The sequence below is a fragment of the Mycolicibacterium sp. P4_G11 genome, assembly GCF_056555145.1.
In genome coordinates this window covers 29,353-48,469 of the sequence record NZ_JBFUJW010000005.1, presented here as the reverse complement: position 1 = coordinate 48,469, position 19,117 = coordinate 29,353, and the positions used below count along the sequence as shown (strand labels likewise).

General features: G+C 67.6%; 17 protein-coding genes and 1 tRNA gene. 5 read left to right on the top strand and 13 right to left on the bottom strand.

The annotated features are described in order from the left end of the window. Positions 1 to 132 precede the first annotated feature (132 nt). From AC1U2B_RS11480 to AC1U2B_RS11455, 6 genes are all read right to left on the bottom strand, one after another. The gene (locus AC1U2B_RS11480; RefSeq protein WP_480216899.1) at positions 133 to 1,002 is read right to left on the bottom strand and encodes an oxidoreductase; all 870 of its coding nucleotides are present in this window, start codon (positions 1,000 to 1,002) and stop codon (positions 133 to 135) included. Between the two features lie 24 nt (positions 1,003 to 1,026). Then, positions 1,027 to 1,677 (bottom strand): LpqN/LpqT family lipoprotein, encoded by a 651-nt coding sequence (locus AC1U2B_RS11475; protein WP_480216898.1) that lies wholly within the window; start codon positions 1,675 to 1,677, stop codon positions 1,027 to 1,029. Continuing rightward, on the bottom strand, positions 1,674 to 2,015 hold the full coding sequence (arsC, locus tag AC1U2B_RS11470) for an arsenate reductase (glutaredoxin) (RefSeq protein WP_480216897.1): 342 nt from the start codon (positions 2,013 to 2,015) through the stop codon (positions 1,674 to 1,676). Before arsC ends, AC1U2B_RS11475 begins: the two co-directional genes overlap by 4 nt. A 2-nt stretch (positions 2,016 to 2,017) precedes the next feature. Continuing rightward, positions 2,018 to 2,998: a ribose-phosphate diphosphokinase gene (locus AC1U2B_RS11465; protein WP_043398950.1), complete on the bottom strand. Its 981-nt coding sequence runs from the start codon at positions 2,996 to 2,998 to the stop codon at positions 2,018 to 2,020. A 159-nt stretch (positions 2,999 to 3,157) separates the two neighbouring features. After that, positions 3,158 to 4,546, bottom strand: coding sequence for a bifunctional UDP-N-acetylglucosamine diphosphorylase/glucosamine-1-phosphate N-acetyltransferase GlmU (gene glmU, locus AC1U2B_RS11460; protein WP_480217290.1), 1,389 nt, complete (start codon positions 4,544 to 4,546; stop codon positions 3,158 to 3,160). A gap of 125 nt (positions 4,547 to 4,671) precedes the next feature. Then, positions 4,672 to 4,743, bottom strand: a tRNA-Gln gene (locus AC1U2B_RS11455). A gap of 85 nt (positions 4,744 to 4,828) precedes the next feature. Here AC1U2B_RS11455 and AC1U2B_RS11450 point away from each other — a divergent pair. Then, positions 4,829 to 5,422, top strand: a complete 594-nt coding sequence (locus AC1U2B_RS11450) for a TetR/AcrR family transcriptional regulator (RefSeq protein WP_043398953.1) — start codon at positions 4,829 to 4,831, stop codon at positions 5,420 to 5,422. On the opposite strand, the gene AC1U2B_RS11445 is transcribed toward AC1U2B_RS11450, so the two are convergent. The 3 genes from AC1U2B_RS11445 to AC1U2B_RS11435 all read right to left on the bottom strand — a co-directional run bounded on the left by AC1U2B_RS11445 (position 5,423) and on the right by AC1U2B_RS11435 (position 8,953). Next, positions 5,423 to 5,944: an LppA family lipoprotein gene (locus AC1U2B_RS11445; protein ID WP_260937880.1), complete on the bottom strand. Its 522-nt coding sequence runs from the start codon at positions 5,942 to 5,944 to the stop codon at positions 5,423 to 5,425. A gap of 65 nt (positions 5,945 to 6,009) precedes the next feature. Then, positions 6,010 to 7,578 (bottom strand): alpha/beta hydrolase, encoded by a 1,569-nt coding sequence (locus AC1U2B_RS11440; RefSeq protein WP_480216896.1) that lies wholly within the window; start codon positions 7,576 to 7,578, stop codon positions 6,010 to 6,012. A 127-nt stretch (positions 7,579 to 7,705) separates the two neighbouring features. After that, positions 7,706 to 8,953: a diaminopimelate decarboxylase family protein gene (locus AC1U2B_RS11435; protein ID WP_480216895.1), complete on the bottom strand. Its 1,248-nt coding sequence runs from the start codon at positions 8,951 to 8,953 to the stop codon at positions 7,706 to 7,708. 107 nt (positions 8,954 to 9,060) lie between these two features. Between AC1U2B_RS11435 and mfd the strand changes: the two genes are divergently transcribed. Next, positions 9,061 to 12,690, top strand: coding sequence for a transcription-repair coupling factor (mfd, locus tag AC1U2B_RS11430; RefSeq protein ID WP_480216894.1), 3,630 nt, complete (start codon positions 9,061 to 9,063; stop codon positions 12,688 to 12,690). Further along, entirely contained in the window at positions 12,687 to 13,634 is a 948-nt protein-coding gene (locus AC1U2B_RS11425; RefSeq protein ID WP_480216893.1) for a nucleoside triphosphate pyrophosphohydrolase, read from the top strand. The genes mfd and AC1U2B_RS11425 overlap by 4 nt, the downstream gene beginning before the upstream one ends. Here AC1U2B_RS11425 and AC1U2B_RS11420 read toward each other — a convergent pair. Continuing rightward, positions 13,622 to 14,314, bottom strand: a complete 693-nt coding sequence (locus AC1U2B_RS11420) for an alpha/beta hydrolase (protein WP_480216892.1) — start codon at positions 14,312 to 14,314, stop codon at positions 13,622 to 13,624. The two genes, AC1U2B_RS11425 and AC1U2B_RS11420, sit on opposite strands and share 13 nt — an antisense overlap. A gap of 34 nt (positions 14,315 to 14,348) precedes the next feature. On the opposite strand from AC1U2B_RS11420, the gene AC1U2B_RS11415 reads away from it, so the two are divergent. Further along, positions 14,349 to 15,299: a cupin domain-containing protein gene (locus AC1U2B_RS11415; protein WP_480216891.1), complete on the top strand. Its 951-nt coding sequence runs from the start codon at positions 14,349 to 14,351 to the stop codon at positions 15,297 to 15,299. A 98-nt stretch (positions 15,300 to 15,397) separates the two neighbouring features. Next, entirely contained in the window at positions 15,398 to 15,688 is a 291-nt protein-coding gene (locus AC1U2B_RS11410) for a hypothetical protein (protein ID WP_480216890.1), read from the top strand. On the opposite strand, the gene efeB is transcribed toward AC1U2B_RS11410, so the two are convergent. The 3 genes from efeB to efeU are packed head-to-tail and all read right to left on the bottom strand — an operon-like array spanning position 15,661 to position 19,014. Beyond that, entirely contained in the window at positions 15,661 to 16,980 is a 1,320-nt protein-coding gene (gene efeB, locus AC1U2B_RS11405) for an iron uptake transporter deferrochelatase/peroxidase subunit (RefSeq protein WP_480216889.1), read from the bottom strand. The two genes, AC1U2B_RS11410 and efeB, sit on opposite strands and share 28 nt — an antisense overlap. Then, positions 16,961 to 18,121, bottom strand: coding sequence for an iron uptake system protein EfeO (gene efeO, locus AC1U2B_RS11400; RefSeq protein ID WP_480216888.1), 1,161 nt, complete (start codon positions 18,119 to 18,121; stop codon positions 16,961 to 16,963). The genes efeB and efeO overlap by 20 nt, the downstream gene beginning before the upstream one ends. Beyond that, a complete protein-coding gene (efeU, locus tag AC1U2B_RS11395) occupies positions 18,118 to 19,014 on the bottom strand; it encodes an iron uptake transporter permease EfeU (RefSeq protein ID WP_480216887.1) in 897 nt (298 codons plus the stop codon). The genes efeO and efeU overlap by 4 nt, the downstream gene beginning before the upstream one ends. Positions 19,015 to 19,117: the final 103 nt, after the last annotated feature.

The following is a 19,117-nucleotide window of genomic DNA, read 5'->3' as shown; positions in this document are numbered from 1 at the left end:
CGTATCTACTGGGTGGCACGGCCAGGGCTGGGATATCAGCGCACATCAGTGCTGTGAAGTTCCCGTCGATAACGGTGGTCCTGGTGGACCTACCCTCGCCGTGATCGTCAGTCAGACTAGCGGAAACGCCCCTCAGAGCGGAAATTCAGTGGCGGTGAGCTGGGCAGACAGGTCCCAGAGGGCGGTCGCGGTGCGTGCTGACCGGCCGGCAGGCTTGATCAGCTGCGTCGGCCCGGTCGGCCCGCGGAAGCCGAATTTCGGGCCGACGAACGTGTTGCCCGGCAGGTCCTGCGACGCCGCGAACAGCGTCTGCTGGGCGCCGAAGGCGGCGGGGGTGGCGATCTTGTTGGCGGCGAGCCAGAACTTGTCGCCCAACTCGTTGCCGGTCTGGCCCTGCAGGTTGGTCGCCGAGTAGCCCGGGTGCGCGGTCAGTGCCCGCACGGACGAACCGGCCAGCGACAGCCGGCGCTGTAGGTCCTTGGTGAACAGCAGATTCGCCAGCTTCGACTGCCCGTACGCCAACCATGCCGAATACGGCCGCGACTTCCAGTTCAGGTCTTTCAGGCTGATGTAGCCCAGCATGTGCAGCTCGGACGACACCGTGACCACGCGGTCGGTGATCTTGGGCAGCAGCAGGTTGGTCAGGGCGAAATGCCCCAAGTGGTTCGTGCCGATCTGGCTCTCGAAGCCGTCCTCGGTCAGGGAGAACGGCACCGCCATGATGCCGGCGTTGTTGATCAGCACGTCGACCTTGTCGACACCGGCGGCGAACTCACTCACCGAGGCCAGGCTCTGCAGATCCAGGGGCCGAACCTCGACGTCGCCGGTCATGCCCGCGGCTGCGGCGTCGCCCTTGGCGGTGTTGCGGCAGGCGAGGATGACCTTGGCGCCCACGCGGGCCAGTTCACGGGCGGTGACCTCGCCGAGGCCACTGTTGGCGCCGGTGACGACGACGGTGCGGCCGGCGAAAGAAGGCAGGTCGGCGGCGGTCCATTCACTCATGACCGCGAGCTTAGTGCCGCAGCGCTACTTGGGGCCGACGGAGAAGCCCTTGATGATCGCCTCGATGTCGCCGGCCTGGTCCTTGGCCTGTTCGGCATACGTCGTGATGGTCAGCTGGATCAGGTAGTGGATACCCGGTCGCGGCGGGGCCGGCTGGGCGATCACGATCCGGTTGTAGGACTGCATCCGGCGGTTGTGCAGGTCGTAGCTGCCCTCGATCATCGCCGACGGGTAGCCCTGGAAGTCGTCACCCGAGCTGTAGAGCTTCTTGAAGTTCTCGGACAGCAGGGCATCGGCGTCGGAATGCTTGAGGGCATCCTTGACGTCGAAGTCTCCGGACAGCTGGAACACCATCAGCATCGCCAGGGGATAGGTGTCGTTCTTGGCGATCGTCACAGTGCCGGGCGAGTAATTGAGGTTCTTGTACCCCGTCCAGCCCTGCGGCCGGGGCAGCGTCACCTTGAGGTCGGTGAGCTGGTCGGGAATGACCTGCTTGCTCTGCACCCCGAGCTTGTTCAGGTAGTCCGGGAACGGAATCAGACTGGCCTTGTCCACCGGCGTCGTGCTGGTGGTCGGCGTCGTCGACCAGATCGACTTGTAGTCAGGCGTTTTCGTCTCGCACGCGGTGAGTGCCAGCGCCACCACAGCGGCGGCACAAACCCTGCGCAGGATCACAGAATCTCGCGGACCGCGTCGATCGGGCGGGCCAGCCGGGTGCCTTTGGTGGTGACGACGAACGGCCGCTCGATCAGGATGGGATGTTCGGCCATGGCGTCGAGCAGCTGCTCGTCGGTGGCGTCGGCCAGATTCAGCTCGGCGTAGAGGGATTCGCGCTTGCGTACCGCGGTGCGCACGTCGATGCCCGCATCTTTGATCATCGCCACCAGCTCGGCACGGGTCGGCGGCGTCTTCAGATACTGCACGACCTCGGGCTCGATGCCGTTCTCCCGCAGCAGATCCAGCGTCTTACGGGAGGTCGAGCACTTCGGGTTGTGGTAGATGCGGGCGGCCATTGTTAGGCAGATCCGTCGAAAAGGCCGGTGACCGAGCCGTTTTCGAACACCGCGCGGATGGTCGACGCCAGCAGCGGCGCGATCGACAGCACGGTCAGTGCCGGGAACTGCTTGTCCGGCGTGATGGGCAGCGTGTTGGTGACGATGACCTCGCGGGCGCCGCAGTCGGCCAGGCGCTGGGCAGCCGGGTCGGACAGCACACCGTGGGTGGCGGCGATGATGACGTCCTTGGCCCCGTCCTCACGCAACAGCTTGACCGCGCCGGCGATGGTGCCACCGGTGTCGATCATGTCGTCGGTCAGGATGCAGGTCTTGCCCTTGACTTCACCGACGACGCGGTTGGCCTTGACCTGGTTGGGGACCAGCGGATCGCGGGTCTTGTGGATGAACGCCAGCGGCACGCCGCCCAGGGAGTCGGCCCACTTCTCGGCGACGCGCACGCGGCCGGAGTCCGGGGAGACCACGACCAGGTCGGAGTCGCCGTACTTGTCGCCGATGTAGCCGCACAGCAGCGACTGCCCACGCATGTGGTCGACCGGACCGTCGAAGAAGCCCTGGATCTGGTCGGTGTGCAGGTCGACCGAGACGATGCGGTCGGCGCCGGCGGTCTTGAGCAGGTCGGCGATCAGACGGGCCGAGATGGGCTCGCGGCCGCGGTGCTTCTTGTCCTGGCGCGCGTACGGGTAGAACGGCAGGATCGCGGTGATCCGCTTGGCGGACCCGCGCTTGAGCGCGTCGATCATGATGAGCTGTTCCATCAGCCACTGATTCAGCGGCGCGGGATGGCTCTGCAGCACGAAGGCGTCGCAGCCACGCACCGACTCGTCGAAACGGACGAAGATCTCGCCGTTCGCGAAGTCCCGGGACGTCTGCGGGGTGACCTCGATGCCGAGCTCTTTGGCGACCTGTTCGGCCAGTTCGGGGTGCGCGCGCCCCGAGAAGAGCATCAGATTTTTGCGGTTGTCGGTCCAGTCCGTGGCCACTGTGTGCTGCTTTCGCGGTGGGGGATCGATACGTCGTAATGGTACTTGTCGGTAACCAGGAACCGTTGCCGGGTTACCGGAACACCAACAGCAGACTTCGAGTGTGAGTGCTGTGCACGGATTCGGCACCGTTTTCGTGCATCGCCCTCACCGGCGTCATCAGCCCTGTTCGCGCGCCTTGCGCGCGGCCTCCGCGGCCTTCGACTCGGGCCGCTTGCGCTCCACCCAGCCCTCGATATTGCGCTGCTCACCTTTGGAAACGGCCAGCGCTCCGGGTGGCACGTCCTCGCGGACCACGGTGCCGGCGCCGGTGTAGGCACCGTCGCCGACGGTCACGGGTGCGACGAACATCGTGTCCGAGCCGGTGCGCACGTGCGAACCGATGGTGGTGCGGCTCTTGTTCTCGCCGTCGTAGTTGACGAAGACGCTGGACGCGCCGATGTTGCTGTACTCGCCGATGTCGGCGTCCCCGACGTACGTCAGATGCGGCACCTTGGTGCCGGTTCCGATCTTGGAGTTCTTGACCTCGACGAACGCGCCCAGCTTGCCGTCGGCGCCCAGCTCGGTGCCCGGCCGCAGGTACGTGAAGGGGCCGACGGTGGCGCCGGCACCGATGACCGCCAGCTGCCCGTGGGTGCGGATCACCTCGGCGCCGTCACCGACCTCCATGTCGGTCAGTGTGGTGTCGGGGCCGATGACGCACTTCGCGCCGATGTCGGTGGCGCCCAGCAGCTGGGTGCACTGCTTGACGACGGTGTCGCGGCCGATGCTGACGTCGACGTCGATCCAGGTGGTGCCCGGGTCGATGATCGTGACGCCCGCGCGTTGGTGACCGGCGATGATGCGGCGGTTCAGCTCGGCGGCCACCTCGGACAGCTGCACCCGGTCGTTGACGCCGGAGACCTGCGCGCTGTCGTCGACGTGGTGGGCCCGGACGATCTGGCCGTCGCCGCGCACGATCGAGATGGCGTCGGTGAGGTAGAGCTCCTGCTGGGCGTTGTCCGACCGCAGCCGGCTCAGCGCCGAGCGCAATGCTGTGGCGTCGAACGCGTACACCCCGGAGTTCACCTCGCGGATGGCGCGCTGGGATTCGGTGGCGTCGGCCTGCTCGACGATGCCGATCACCTCGTGGTCCTGCGTGCGCAGGATGCGGCCGTAGCCGGTGGGGTTGGTGACGGTGGTGGTGAGCACCGTCGCGGCCGCGGTGGCGGTGGCGTGGGTGTCGACGAGGTTGGCGAGGGTGTCGGCGTCGAGCAGCGGAACGTCACCTGCGGTGACCACGACTGTGCCGGCGAAGTCGGCGGGGAGCGCGGACAGGCCGCAGCTGACGGCGTGCCCGGTGCCGAGCTGCTCGTCTTGGATGGCGACGGTGACGGTCCGGCCGAGTCCGCCCGCGATCTCGTGCACGTGTGCGGTGACCCGCTCGCGTTCCTTGCCGACGACCACGACGAGGTGCGTCGGATTGACCTTGGCCACGGCGTGCAGCGCGTGCGCGAGCATGCTGCGGCCGGCCAGCGTATGCAGGACCTTCGGAATGTCGGAGCGCATCCGGGTGCCTGACCCAGCGGCCAGGACGATGACGGCGGCTTCGCCTCGAGTCACGTACGCCTCTCTCTACGCGATGTCGCGCTTTGCTGCTTGGCGCTGTGCCGATAGTCGCTCGGCAAGCCTCGCTCCGTCGCCAGGACTCGAACCTGAACTATCTGAACCAAAATCAGAGGTGCTGCCGATTACACCACGACGGATTGCTCGCCAGAGACTCTAGTGCAAGCGGATACGCTGGCGACCATGGCAGCGGCGGAGAACGGAGCGCGCAGCCCTCGTGCGCGCATGACCGGCAGTGAACGCCGTCAGCAGCTGATCGAGATCGCGAAGTCGCTGTTCGCGGAGCGCGGCTACGACGGCACGTCCATCGAGGAGATCGCGCAGCGCGCCAATGTCTCCAAGCCCGTGGTCTACGAGCATTTCGGCGGTAAGGAAGGCCTGTACGCCGTCGTCGTCGACCGCGAGATGTCCGCGCTGCTCGACGGCATCACGTCGTCGCTGACCAACAACCGGTCGCGGGTGCGGGTCGAACGGGTGGCGCTGGCACTGCTGACGTACGTCGAGGAACACACCGACGGCTTCCGCATCCTGATCCGCGACTCGCCGGCGGCCATTACGTCGGGCACCTACTCGACGCTGCTCAACGACGCGGTCAACCAGGTCAGCTCGATCCTGGCCGGCGACTTCTCCCGCCGCGGGCTCGACCCGGAGCTGGCCCCGCTCTATGCGCAGGCGCTCGTCGGCTCGGTGTCGATGTCCGCGCAGTGGTGGCTGGACACCCGCGAACCGAAGAAGGAAGTGGTCGCGGCGCACCTGGTCAATCTGATGTGGAACGGCCTGACGCATCTCGAGTCCGACCCGGAACTGCACGAGGGCTGACTACTTCGGGGCGGCTTCGCGGGCTTGCCGCTTGTCTTCGGCGGTGAGGTAGCAACCGGTCGTCACCTGGAGCACCGTGGCGACCTGTGCGCCGAACGCCAGCCGGCCGTCCTCGCTGTCGGTGATGATCATGTCGGTCGCCTGGTCGCCGACGGGATTCTGACTGCGGCTCTCGACTTTGGTGTAGCCGTACTTGGCGGCGACGTCGATGACGGCCTGCGAAATCCGCTGCCATTGGTCGGCCGGTATCGGCATTTTTGCCACCCAGTTCCGGCCGAAGTACCGGCTGCCTTTGGTTGATCCGTAGTCGCCGCAGATCACCGAGGTCTCGTTGCGGTTCGGGAACCACTGGGATCCGGGCATGACGCGCGTCAGTTCGGTGATGATGTCGCCGATCATGCGGTCGCGTTCGGCGAGGACTTCCTCGGCGTCGCGGCGAGCCAAAAGGGGCTGCAATTCGCTTGCGGTGCCGTAGCCGTAGTCGTCTTTTGCCCGACCCGTGTACGACGTCGACCCGAACATCTCAGACACCGGACCGCATCCCGTGAGTACCGCCGCGAGCATGAGTGCTATCGATAGCCGCCACATCAATCCTCCACTTTGACGAATCGGTTGTCCTGGCCCAGTCCTGCCATGACGACGGCCTGGTTGTAGAGCGCCGTGGTGTCGACGAACGAGTACTTGCTGTGTCCCGTCGATTCACCGCGCGGTCCCAACGGTGTGGTCTCGGCGTTGGTCGACAGATCGATGAAGCCTGGCAGGTCCGACGGAATGGTCGAGCCATACCGGCCGAGGTTGGCGACGACGTCGTTCTTCGCGTGTTCGACGTACACGTGACCCTGGGTCAGGTGCAGGTCTGACGGTGTCGTGTCGTGGAGATACTGCATGGGGTTGGTCTCCAGGCCGGGCGAGCCCATGAAGACGACGTCGTCGGCGGCCGTCCCGCGCTGCAGCGCCTCGCTGGCCAGTGTCGAACCGTAGGAATGGCCGAGCACCGTCAGATGCGGGTCGGCGTCGCGGGAACTGTCGAGGCCGTTGATGAACGACGCCAGCTTCGGCGCGTTGTCGTTCGCGTAATGGGCGCTGGCAGCTTCCCCGACGTTCTCGGGCGGCTCGTAGCCGAGCCAGGCGACGGTCGCGACGGTCTCGTTGGTCTTGCCGGCCTTCTCCAGCACGCGCTGTGTCTCGGTGCGCAGCCAGCCCGCCTGTTCGACGTAGGTGGGCAGGTCGTTGCCCTCGCCGGGCTTGTCGTACGTGACTGCGCCGGTCCCCGGCACGTAAACGCTGACATGATCAGCAGTGTCGACATCGCCCAGCGCGACAGCCACTTTCGGATGCTCGCCGTCGAAATCCAGCACCAGCAGATGGCTGTCGGGCTTGGCCAGGGCTTTGTCGATCTCGGAGATGGTGCCCTTCTCCTCGCCGGTCAGATTCGGGTCATTGCGTAGCTTGGCCAACCGATTGCGGTTGGCCTGGTCCCGTGCGGCGCCGGGTACGCCGTCGAGATTGCCGATCCACTCCGGCCGCTCGGCGATGACCCGGTCCTGTTCTTCCTGGCTCAGCCCGTCCCACCACTTGTTCACCTCGGTATCGGTGGCGCCATCCGGTGGCTTGAGGCTGTCGAGCTCACGACCTGCGGGTGACGCCGGTGGGTCGCCGAAGAAGTTGCTCCGGGCGCTGCCGCTGCCTGCGTTGTCGAGGGCGGCAGCGGTGGCTTCGTCGACAGCGGTGGCTTCGTCGACAGCGGTGAACTGCTGCAGCAGGCTCTTGAGGATCGAGGTGTAGACCGCGGCGAGTTCTGGGGTGAATGTCTGGCCAGAGCCGGTAGCGGAGGCGGTGCCGTCATCGCTGACGGTGCCGCCGAGTGCGAAGACCTGCTGCACCATGCCGATGATGGTGCCGCGCAGCGCGGTCAGGCTGGTTCCGGCGGACTCCAGCGCCGACTGCATGGCGGTGAGCCGCGTCTTGAGCGCCTCGTGCTGCTGAACCAGCGAGTCGCCCTTGGCCTTCGCGGCGTCGGCGGCGGTGCCTTCCCAGCCGTCGCCAAGCTGATGCAGCGCTCGCTGTTCGTCGAAGATGAGCTCATCGAGCTGCTTGACCACACCGCGTAGCTGCGCCGCACCATCGGCCAAGCGTGCTGGGTCGGAAGCCTTCACCGCGGATATGGTCACCGACACTCGGCAGTCGCCCCCGACCGTGCTGCCATGCCGTCCCCCCGGACTGTGAATTCCCTGTCAACAACCTAGCGCCTCGCGCAGCGGGTGGCTGACGGGAATTCGGCGGCTAGCCGCAGTCGCGCAGCAGCAGGTCCGCGGTGGTCTCCCGGCGGATCAGCGGCCGCACCCGGCGCTCGCACACGGCGATGACCGGCGGCCGGGTCGTCATGGTGAAGTTCGACGCGGTGCTGTGGTGATACGCGCCGGTGCAGGCGGTGGCGAGCAGGTCGCCGGGGTGGACGTCGTCGGGCAGATCGAGGTCGTCGGCGATGGCCGTGCCGTCGCGGCCGACGATCGTGGACTGGCGCGTGGGCCCGAGGGGGTGCCGGTTGGCAAGGGCCACAGTGTAATTCGCGATCGGTGCGGAGTTGGGGTGGCTGCCGTCGACGGTGATGACGGCGCGTCCGTCGGTGCGCGCCGATACCGACTGCACCCGGTGCAGCGTCACCCCGGCGCGTCCGCTGATCGCCCGGCCGGGTTCGACGACGAGCCGGGGGCGGGGGAACCGGTTCGCGGCGCAGGCGGCGTCGAGGGCGTCTTCCAGGAAATCGGCGAGTGCTGCGACATCGAGCTCGGGTTCCCCGGTCCGGTAGGCGATGGCGTGCCCGCCGCCGATGTTCAGCTCGGTGAGCACGACGCCGTGGGCGGCGCGCACGTCAGCCATGGTGTCGACCAGCCGGCGGACGGCCTCGACGTAGACCTCCGGCTCGGCGATCTGCGTGCCCAGGTGGCAGTACAGCCCGACCAGCGGCAGCTGCGGGGTGGCCAGCGCCCGGTGAACCATCGGCAGCACGTCGACACCGGGCAGGACCTGCAGCAACATCGCCTGCGGCCGGCGCGCGACGCCGGCCAGATAGGCCATCTCGATGGGGGAGTCCAGCACGATGCGGCCCACCCCGGCGCCCGCGGCCGTCGCCAGCTCGTCGACCGACTTGCCGCTGCCGTGGACCACGATGCGCGCCGGGTCCATGCCGCCGGCGAGGGCCGTGGCCAGCTCGGCCGTCGAACACACCGCCATGCCGAGGCCGGCATCGTGCACCCAGCCGGCAACGGTCCTGGTCAGCAGGGACTGGGCGGCGTAGACCACCTCGACACCGCGCAACGTGGCGCGGTAGTGCTGCGCGCGCGTGCGGAAATCGGTCTCATCCAGAACGTATGCGGGCGTGCCGAACTCGTCGGCGACGTCGGTGAGCGCCACCGACCCGATGCAGAGACGTCCCAAGGCGTCGACCTGGGTGGTCAGCGGCCAGATGGTGGTGTCGATGCGCGGGCGCATGGCGCCCCGCAGGGACGGCAGGATGTCGAGCAGTGTCATGGCTCCAGCCTGCGCCCGGAAATGCCGGGTGAGCGTCCCGTTGACGATCCTTTGACGGGACCGTGCCCAATATTGACGAAGTCCTGCGAACTACAATCGGGGGCATCATGACCTCCCCGGGGCAGCAATCGATCCAAACCCCGTTGGCGGGGCTCGTTCAACTCGCACTCACCGATCCTGGCCTGCAGGAACTGACGCGGCAGGCCGCCGAGGGCGTCGCCGAGCAGGCTTTGGTCGGTCCGGTCAGTGCCCGGCTCCCGGTCGCCGCGGCGCTGGCTGCCGCCGGCCCGGTGCTGGTGGTCACGGCTACCGGACGCGAGGCAGACGATCTCACCGCCGAGCTGCGGGCCGTCCACGGCGATGCCGTGGCGCTGTTCCCGTCGTGGGAGACCTTGCCGCACGAGCGGCTCTCGCCCGGTGTCGACACCGTCGGCGCCCGGCTGACCGTCCTGCGCCGGCTCGCGCGGCCGGACGACACCCGGCTCGGTCCGCCACTGCGGGTCGTGGTCACCACGGCCCGGTCGCTACTGCAGCCGCTGGCCGGCGGGGTTACCGACGCCGAACCGGTGACGTTGACCATCGGCGGCGAAGCCGACTTCGACGACACCGTGACACGGCTCGTCGAGCTGGCCTACAACCGGGTCGACATGGTCGGCAAGCGCGGCGAATTCGCCGTCCGCGGAGGCATTCTCGACATTTTCACCCCGACCGCCGAGCACCCCGTGCGCATCGAGTTCTGGGGCGACGAGGTCACCGAGATGCGGATGTTCTCGGTGGCCGACCAGCGGTCCATCCCCGAGATCGCCGTCGAGACGATGATCGCGGTGCCCTGCCGCGAACTGCTGTTGACGCCCGACGTCCGCGAACGTGCCGCCGAGATCGGGGCGAGCCTGCCCAGCAGCGACAACCAGGTCACCGGCAGCATCGCGGACATGATGGCGAAGCTCGCCGAGGGCATTCCGGTCGACGGTATGGAAGCGCTGCTTCCGGTGCTGCGTCCGGGCGACCTGGCGTTGCTCACCGACCGGCTGCCGGCCGGTGCGCCGCTGCTGATCTGCGACCCGGAGAAGGTGCGGACCCGCGCGGCCGATCTGATCAAGACCGGCCGCGAGTTCCTGGAGGCCTCGTGGTCGGTGGCCGCCGTGGGCGGCGACGCGCCGATTGACGTTGAGCAGCTTGGTGGTTCGGGATTCCGGGACTTCGTGGAGATCCGGGAAGCCGCGGCCGCCGGTGGTCACCCGTGGTGGACGCTGAGCCAGCTGGCCAACGAAACGGCGGTCGAGGTCGACATCCGGCCGGCGCCGTCGGCCCGCAGCCAGCAGAGCCTCGAAGAGATCTTCGCGATGTTGCGGGCGCACATCGCCACCGGCGGACTCGCCGCGGTGGTCACCCCCGGTACCGGTACCGCGCACCGCGTGGTCGAGCAGCTCAGTGAATCCGATGTCGCCGCAACGATGTTGGAGCCCGGCGCGGTGCCGAAGGTCGGCGTCGTCGGGGTGCTCAAGGGTCCGCTGCACGACGGTCTGGTGCTGCCCGGCGTCAACCTCGTCGTCATCACCGAGACCGACCTGACGGGCAACCGGGCCGCGGTCACCGACGGCAAGAGACTTGCCGCCAAACGGCGCAACGTCGTCGACCCGCTGGCGTTGACGGCCGGCGACCTGGTGGTGCACGACCAGCATGGCATCGGCAAGTTCGTCGAGATGACCGAGCGGGTGGTCGGTGGCGCCCGGCGCGAGTACCTGGTGCTTGAGTACGCGTCGGCCAAACGCGGCGGCGGGTCCGACCGGCTGTACGTGCCGATGGACTCGCTGGACCAGTTGTCGCGGTACGTCGGCGGTACGGAGCCCACGCTGAGCCGGCTCGGCGGCAGTGACTGGACCAACACGAAGACCAAGGCGCGCAAGGCGGTTCGCGAGATCGCCGGCGAGCTGGTGTCGCTGTACGCCAAGCGGCAGTCCGCGCCGGGCCATGCGTTCGCCCCGGACACCCCGTGGCAGAACGAGATGGAGGACGCGTTCGGCTTCACCGAGACCATGGACCAGCTGACCGCCATCACGGAGGTCAAGGCCGACATGGAGAAGCCGGTCCCCATGGACCGCGTCATCTGCGGCGACGTCGGCTACGGCAAGACCGAGATCGCGGTCCGCGCGGCGTTCAAGGCGGTGCAGGACGGCAAGCAGGTCGCGGTGCTGGTGCCGACGACGCTGCTGGCCGACCAGCACCTGCAGACCTTCGCGGCCCGCATGGCCGGGTTCCCGGTGACGGTGAAGGGACTGTCCCGGTTCACCGATCCGGCCGAATCCCGTTTGGTGATCGAGGGTTTGAAGGACGGTTCGGTCGACGTGGTGATCGGCACCCACCGGCTGCTGGCGACCGGCGTCACCTGGAAAGACCTCGGTCTGGTGATCGTCGACGAGGAGCAGCGGTTCGGCGTCGAGCACAAGGAGCACATCAAGTCGATGCGCACCCACGTCGACGTGCTGACCATGAGCGCCACCCCGATCCCGCGCACCCTGGAGATGAGCCTGGCCGGCATCCGGGAGATGTCCACCATCCTCACGCCGCCCGAGGAACGCTTCCCGGTGCTGACTTACGTTGGGCCGCATGACGATAAGCAGGTCGCCGCGGCGCTGCGGCGCGAGCTGCTGCGCGACGGGCAGGCGTTCTACATCCACAACCGGGTGAAGTCGATCGACAGCGCCGCCGCCCGGGTGCGCCAGCTGGTGCCCGAGGCGCGCGTCGTGGTGGCACACGGGCAGATGCCCGAGGAGCTGCTGGAGAAGACCGTCGAGGGCTTCTGGAACCGCGATTACGACATCCTGGTGTGCACCACGATCGTCGAGACGGGCCTTGACATTTCGAACGCCAACACGCTGATCGTCGAGCGGGCCGACACCTTCGGCCTGTCGCAGCTGCACCAGTTGCGTGGCCGGGTGGGCCGCAGCCGCGAGCGCGGGTACGCGTATTTCCTGTACCCGCCGGAGGTGCCGCTCACCGAGACCGCGCACGACCGGCTGGCCACCATCGCGCAGAACAACGATCTGGGCGCCGGTATGGCGGTCGCGATGAAAGACCTCGAGATTCGCGGTGCGGGCAACGTGCTCGGTGTCGAGCAGTCCGGGCACGTCGCGGGCGTCGGCTTCGACCTGTACGTCCGGTTGGTCGGCGAGGCCGTCGAGGCCTACCGCGCTGCCGTGGACGGGAAAACCATTGCGGCCGTTGAGGAAGCGAAGGAGGTGCGGGTCGATCTGCCGATCGACGCGCACCTGCCGCCGGACTACATCGGCAGCGACCGGCTGCGGCTCGAGGCCTACCGCCGGTTGGCCGCCGCGTCCGATCACGCGCGGGTGGCGTCGGTGGTCGAAGAGCTGGTGGACCGCTACGGGCCGCTGCCCGAACCCGCGCAGCGGCTCGTCGCCGTGGCCCGGCTGCGGTTGCTGTGCCGCGAGTACGGCGTCACCGAGGTGACCGCGATCTCCGACTCGACCATCCGGTTGACGCCCCTGACGCTCATGGACTCCGGGCAGCTGCGACTCAAGCGGATGTATCCGGGTGCGAACTACCGGGCGACCACGTCGACGGTGCAGATTCCGATTCCACGGGCCGGTGCCGGCGTGGGCGCACCGCGTATCCGCGACCTGGAACTGGCGCGCGCGGTGGCCGGACTGCTGCTGGTGCTCGACGGGAAAGCGCCCGGTGACGTAGATATAACCGACCTGGGGGGTAACGCATGACGGTGGTCCTGGTCGATCCGCGCCGCCCGTCGCTGATGCCGATCGACGCGCTGGTCCTGCTCACCGGCGATGTGCAGTACACCGAGGAACTGCCGGTCAAGGTGCCGTGGTCCCTACCGTCGGGCCGGCCGGCGTACGGCGAGTCCGACAATCCGGCGCCGGTGCTGCTGTCTTCCGATCCGGAGCATCCCCAGGTGCGGGCCCGGCTCGCCGCGGGCGAGAAGCTCATCGCGGCAGACGGTTCGCAGCCCGGAGAGCGGCTCATCGACGCCGTCACGATGATGGACAAGCTGCGCAGCAACGGTCCGTGGGAGAGCGAGCAGACGCACGACTCGCTGCGTCGCTATCTGTTGGAAGAGACGTACGAGCTGTTCGACGCGGTCCGGGGTGGCAACGCCGACGACGTCCGCGAGGAGCTCGGAGATGTGTTGCTGCAGGTGCTGTTCCACGCGCGCATCGCCGAGGACGCGCCGCTGCACCCGTTCGGCATCGACGACGTCGCCGACACGCTGATCCGCAAACTGGGCAACCGCGTGCCGGCAGTGCTTGCCGGACAAGAGATTTCGCTGGAAGACCAGATCGCCCAGTGGGAAGAGCGTAAGTCGCTGGAGAAGGCCGCGCGGACGTCGTGCATGGACGAGGTGCCGACGGCGCTGCCGGCACTGGCCCTGGCGCAGAAGCTGATCGAACGGACCGGCACGGCCGGGTTGCCCGCCGATCTGCTTCCGGCCGGACTGACCTCGGTGACCCTGGCACCCGACGTCGACGCCGAAAGCGCTTTGCGCACAGTGGCTCTGGAATTCATCGACACCGTGCGGGCGACCGAGCGCCGCATCGTCGCCGCCCGCCGCGGCGACGAAGTGGCGGTGGAATTGGATGCCGCACCGCTGGGTGCGGTGTCAGCAGACGAGTGGCGGGAGCACTGGCCGGCTCAGGACGTCTGAGTCGCGGCCTCGTCGATGAGGTCGGCCACGGCGGTCGCTTGGGAGGCGAGCGACGCGTGGCTGGCGTCCAGTTCGATGATCTTGCGCGGGTTCATCCGTTGCGCCATGCGGCGTTCGTTGTCCGGGTGGATCATCCGGTCCTGGGTCGACACCTGGTACCAACTCGGCTTGGACCGCCAGGCCGGTGCCGTGACGGTGTCGCCGAAAGTCGATGCCAGCGGGGCCTTTTGGGTGACGGCCATGACGAGTGCGTCGTCAGCGGACAGGTCCTGACAGAAGCTCTCGTGGAACTTGTCCTGGAGGACCCAGAGGTAGCCGTCGGAGTCGGGTGCGAGGTTGGCGGCCGCAGCGGGCGGCAGCTCCTGGGTGATCCCTCCCGGGCTCTCGCCGGCATCGGGCGCGAAGGCCGCGATGTAAACCAGGGCGGTCACGTTGGGCAGGTCACCGGCTTCGGTGATGACGGCACCGCCGTACGAGTGCCCGACCAGGACGACGGGGCCGTCGACCTGGCTGACCATCTTGCGAGTGCGCTCGGCGTCGTCGGCCAGTGAGGTGAGCGGGTTCTCCACCGCGTGCAGCGACGAGTAGCCGCGGCGGTTCAGTTCGACGATCACGTTGGCCCAGTGGGCCGCACCGCCCCAGAATCCGTGGACCAGGACGACTGTTGGTTTTTCGGTCATGCGGTGACAGTATTTGGACGATGAGGCAAGTTCAATGACTGATACGGCGTCAAACTTTGCTGATTCACCGGTTTCTGGATCGGATGCGTTCTCCGAAATCCTCGACGCCGTCCGCCTGCGCGGCCAGGACGTCGTCCGTTATGCGCCCCGATCCGTGCCGTTCAACATCGCGATGCCGGGGCAACGTCTGCTGCACATCGTCGAGCACGGCGACGTCCGGTTGCGGGTGAGCGGCGACGGTCCACCGGTCATCCTGTGCGACGGCGACCTCGTACTGCTGGCCCGGGGTGACCGGCACCAGCTGCAGGCGGGGCCCAACGTGCCGGTTCGCGGCCTAGCCGACACGGACCGCTACGTCGACGGAGATGAACTCCCGCAACAGGATTCACCACGCTGGGTGACCGGGACGTTCGCGCTCGACGAGGCCGTCGCCGATCCGCTGTTGTCGGTGCTACCCCCGGCGATCGTGGTGCCCGGGCGCGGCGTGGACCGTGAGTGGCTGGAGGTCAGCCTGCGGCTGCTGGTGGCAGAGGTTGCGGCGCCGCGGCCCGGCTCGGCGGTGATGATCTCGCGCATCCTGGACCTGCTGTTCATCCACACCCTGCGCGCGTGGTCGCGGGACGCCTCGGCGCCGTCTGGCTGGCTCACCGCTGCGTTGGATCCGGTACTGGGCCAAGTGCTTTCGGCTGTTCACCAGGATCTGGCCAGGCCGTGGTCGGTCGCCGAACTCGCGCAGATGGCGAACTTGTCGCGGACCGCCTTCGCCGAGCGGTTCACCCGGCTGCTGGGGCGCCCGCCCGCCGCCTACCTGATCGATCGCCGGCTGGACCGGGCCGCCCAGCTGCTGCGAACGGATACCGCGTCGGTGGCCGCGGTCGCCGCGGCGGTGGGCTACACCTCCGAGGCCGGTTTCAGCCGGGCGTTCAGCCGACGCTTCGGCGCCCCACCGCTGCGCTGGCGGAACACCGCCGGCCGCGCCGGCTGACGTCTCCCACACCCAGAACTTGGGATCGGTAGCCGAACGGCCCCGGTGTGATTGCTCCAACGACGCCGATCAACGAGCGTCCAAAGAGAGGAATCACCGTGAAGATCGTGCCCGCCGTCATCGAACAGCACGTCAACCGCTTCGATCGCCAGCAGAGCCTGATCATCGCGATCAGCACTGGCCTGCTGGCCTTCTGGTCGGGCTACCGCGTGGCGTGGTCGCTCTACCTGACCCTCGCCTACGACTTCCTGTTCGGCTCGCTGGTCTTCCAGATCGCGCTGTGGGGTGTCATCGGTGGCGCTGCGGCGGTCGCGTCGCTCGCGTTCTACAACCGCTACCGCACCGCCGAGCAGCCCGACGCTCAGCCGAGCAGCGTCGAGCCCCAGTAGTCCGACGAACCATCACGCACACCTGGCGGGCAGGCGAAGATGCCGCTGCCGGTGTGCGTGATGTATTCGTTCAGGGCATCGTTGTCGGACAACGACCTCTGCATCGGGATGAACGACTCGGCCGGGTTGCGGACGAACGCGATGAAGAACAGCCCGGCGTCCAGGTGGCCGAAACCGTCCGAGCCGTCGGTGAAGTTGTAGCCGCGGCGCAGAATCTTCGCCCCTTTGTTGGCCTCCGGCGAGGCCAGCCGCACGTGGGAGTCGAGGTCGACCAGCGGCGCGCCGTCGGCACCCTTGCTGTCGAAGTCCAGCGGGGTGAACTCGTCGGTGTACCCGTTGGGTGCGCCGTTGCCCTTCTGTCGTCCGATGACCCGCTCCTGCTCCGCCAGCACGGTGCGGTCCCAGGATTCGATGAGCATCCGAATGCGGCGGCTGATCAGGTAGGAGCCGCCCGTCATCCAGGCCGGTCCGTCGCCGTTGGCGATCCAGACGTGCTGGTCGATGGCGGACGTGTCCTCGGCCTTGAGGTTGTTTGTTCCGTCCTTGAACCCGAACAGATTTCGCGGCGTGGACTGGGTGAGAGTCGTCGACGAGGTGCGGCCGAAACCGAGCTGCGAGTACCGCACGGCAACGGTACCGAAGCCCACCCGAGCCAGGTTGCGGATGGCGTGCACCGCGACCTGCGGGTCGTTGGCGCAGGCCTGCACGACGATGTCGCCGCCGCAGCGCTTCGGGTCGAGCTTCTCGTTGCGGAACTTGGGCAGGTCGACCAGGTGCGCCGGGCGCTGGGCGTCGATGCCGAACCGGTCCTTGCCGTCCTTGCGGAAGAAGCTGGGGCCGAAGCCGATGGTCACGGTCAACGCGGAGGGCGAAAGACCAAGGGCCTCACCGGTATCGGCCGGCGGTGCGTATGGATTGAGCCCGATGGCCCCGTGTGCGACGGCCTCTTCGCCGAGCGTCATGCGCTCGGCCATCTCGGTCCACTTCTTCAGCATTGCCACCACGTCGGCCTTCTTGTCCGTCGTGACGTCGAAGGTGGCGAAGTGCATGCGGTCCTGCGCGGCGGTGACGATGCCCGCCTGATGGGTGCCGCGGAACGGCACCGGGTTGCGCAGGTTGTTGTCGACCACTGCCGCGGACGAGCGGGCGGCCAGCGCGCCGGTGGCGGCGGCGCCGACCACAGCGGCCGTCACTCCGGCTGCGCCGAACAGTTTGCGTCGGCTGAGGCCGCCCTGCTCGGTCACGGTCGGTTCATTGGTGCCCGGCTGGGGCTCACTGCTTGGCGATGACACCCTGCACCTCGCTGACCTCCTTGCTCAGGGCATCGACCGCGCGCGAAAGTTCTTGCCGCTCAGGCTCGGTCACCTTGTCGTAGGAGATGAAGCCGTCGCCCTGGCGCCACTTGTTCAGCAGCTTCTGGACGTTCTCGAAGGCGGCGTCGACGTCCTTGCCCAGCTGCGGGTTGCGCTCGTCGAGGATCGGGTCCACCGAGCCGACCGCGGTCCGCGAGCCCTCGATGTTGGCCTGGATGTCCCACAGGTCGGTGTGGCTGAAGATGTCTTCCTCGCCGGTGATCTTGGTCTTGGCGATCTCGTCGAGCAGCTCCTGCGCGCCACCGGCGATCTTGGTGGAGTCGATGGTCCACTTGGGATCCTTGACGCCGGCTTCGAGCTCCTTGACGTCGGCGACCAGCTGGTCGGCCAGCGCGTTGGCGTCAGGCTGCAGTCCGGTGACCCACAGCTGCTTCTCCAGGACGTGGAAGCCGGTCCACTTGTCGCCTGGCTTGACGTCGGCTTCGCGCAGGTCGATCCGCGGGTCCAGGTCGTCGGGGAACGACTCGGCGACCGGCTCGATGCGCTCGTAGAAGGTGCGGGCCTTCGGGTACTGGGCCTTCGCGGCGGCGACGTCACCCTTCTTCACCGCGGCGGCGAACGCCTCGGTGGCGGGCACCAGGGCGGTGGTCTGGTCGATGACGTACTTCTTGTAGAACTCCGCGGCGTCCTTGAACTTGCCGGAGTCGTCGATCTTGACGGTGTCGCCGGTGACGGTGAAGTCACCGCGGATGCCGTCGCCGACCATGCCGGGCTTGCACGCCGTCTTGTAGGTGCCGGCTTCAGGCAGCTGCACGATCAGCTTGCGCTGCAGGCCGGGGGAGACGTTCTCGATCTCGCCCATCACCTTGTCGCCGGGGCCGTAGACGTAGAACTCGGTGACCTTGGTGCCGTTGTTGGTGACGACGAACGTGCTCGGGCCCGTCTTGGCCGACGTCGCCGACAGCTTGCAGGCGTCGTCGGTGGCGGTCACGGTGATCTCGCCGGAGGCGGACTTGTTCTCGTCCGACTTGGAGGTACACGCGGAGACCGCGGTCAGACCGGCGAGCAAGGCGGCGGAGGCGGCCAGGCCGGTCTTGACGTTCAGGGCAGCGAGATTCACGAAGCGGACCTTTCGAGGGTGGCAGCAGGGGTGGGTTTGGCTGCGACAGGTCGCAGGAACAGCGTCAGGACGACCAACAGGTAGGCCAGCCAGCAGACGAACTGCAGGACAGATGGGGTGGGGCTGATGTTGAAGATGCCCTGGATCGCCTGGCCGTACCACGACGACCAGTTGAAGACTCCCGTCAGATCGAAGGCCCTGGCGCCCAGGCCGGGCAGCCAGCCGACGGTCTGCAGCGCGTGGATCGCGTAGGACAGGATGCCGGCGGCGACGACGACCAGGAAGGCGCCGGTGTATTTGAAGAACTTCGCCAGGTTGATCCGCACCGCACCGGCGTACATGCCGTAGGCGAAGGCGACGGCGATGAGCAGGCCGATCAGCAGCCCGGCCAGCGGCCATGCCGTCGAGGCGCTGGCGTAGCCGACCATGAACAGCGCCGTCTCGACGCCCTCGCGGCCGACGGCCAGAAAGGCCAGGGTGGCGACGGCCCAACCGCCGGTCTCCAACGCGCGGGTCATGTCGCCGCGCAGGTCACCGGAGATGGTGGCGGCGGCTTTGCGCATCCACAGCACCATGGTGGTGACGATGATGACGGCGACCAGCGACGCGACTCCGGCGATGGCCTCGGCCGCCAGTCCGGAGATGGTGTTCTCGCTGAGCTGGATGGTGAGGAAAACGCCGATGGTCATCGCGATGGCGCCGGCGACTCCGAGCCAGACCCACTTCAGGGCGTCGCGGCGGTCGGACTTCACGAGGAACGCGATGAGGATGGTGACGACGATCGCAGTTTCGAGGCCTTCACGAAGGCCGATCAGCAAGCTGCCAAATAGCTGTGAGGAAACGCCGGGGCCCGCGGCGACCAGCGATGTCGAGACCGCGAAAGTGGTGGTCATCCGCAATCCTTAGATAGACTAAACGGCAACACAGGGTTGCCTTGCCAAAGCAAGGCAAGCCAACCTTATCAGCGGATCGGCTGCATCGTTGCTACGTACCGGA

Excerpts from the sequence above, each read along its gene's own strand:
- AC1U2B_RS11480 (WP_480216899.1), bottom strand. The coding sequence starts at position 1,002 with ATGAGTGAATGGACCGCCGCCGACCTGCCTTCTTTCGCCGGCCGCACC.
- arsC (WP_480216897.1), bottom strand. The coding sequence starts at position 2,015 with ATGGCCGCCCGCATCTACCACAACCCGAAGTGCTCGACCTCCCGTAAG.
- glmU (WP_480217290.1), bottom strand. The coding sequence starts at position 4,546 with ATGCGCTCCGACATTCCGAAGGTCCTGCATACGCTGGCCGGCCGCAGC.
- AC1U2B_RS11450 (WP_043398953.1), top strand. The coding sequence starts at position 4,829 with ATGACCGGCAGTGAACGCCGTCAGCAGCTGATCGAGATCGCGAAGTCG.
- AC1U2B_RS11445 (WP_260937880.1), bottom strand. The coding sequence starts at position 5,944 with ATGTTCGGGTCGACGTCGTACACGGGTCGGGCAAAAGACGACTACGGC.
- AC1U2B_RS11435 (WP_480216895.1), bottom strand. The coding sequence starts at position 8,953 with ATGACACTGCTCGACATCCTGCCGTCCCTGCGGGGCGCCATGCGCCCG.
- mfd (WP_480216894.1), top strand. The coding sequence starts at position 9,061 with ATGACCTCCCCGGGGCAGCAATCGATCCAAACCCCGTTGGCGGGGCTC.
- AC1U2B_RS11425 (WP_480216893.1), top strand. The coding sequence starts at position 12,687 with ATGACGGTGGTCCTGGTCGATCCGCGCCGCCCGTCGCTGATGCCGATC.
- AC1U2B_RS11420 (WP_480216892.1), bottom strand. The coding sequence starts at position 14,314 with ATGACCGAAAAACCAACAGTCGTCCTGGTCCACGGATTCTGGGGCGGT.
- AC1U2B_RS11415 (WP_480216891.1), top strand. The coding sequence starts at position 14,349 with ATGACTGATACGGCGTCAAACTTTGCTGATTCACCGGTTTCTGGATCG.
- efeU (WP_480216887.1), bottom strand. The coding sequence starts at position 19,014 with ATGACCACCACTTTCGCGGTCTCGACATCGCTGGTCGCCGCGGGCCCC.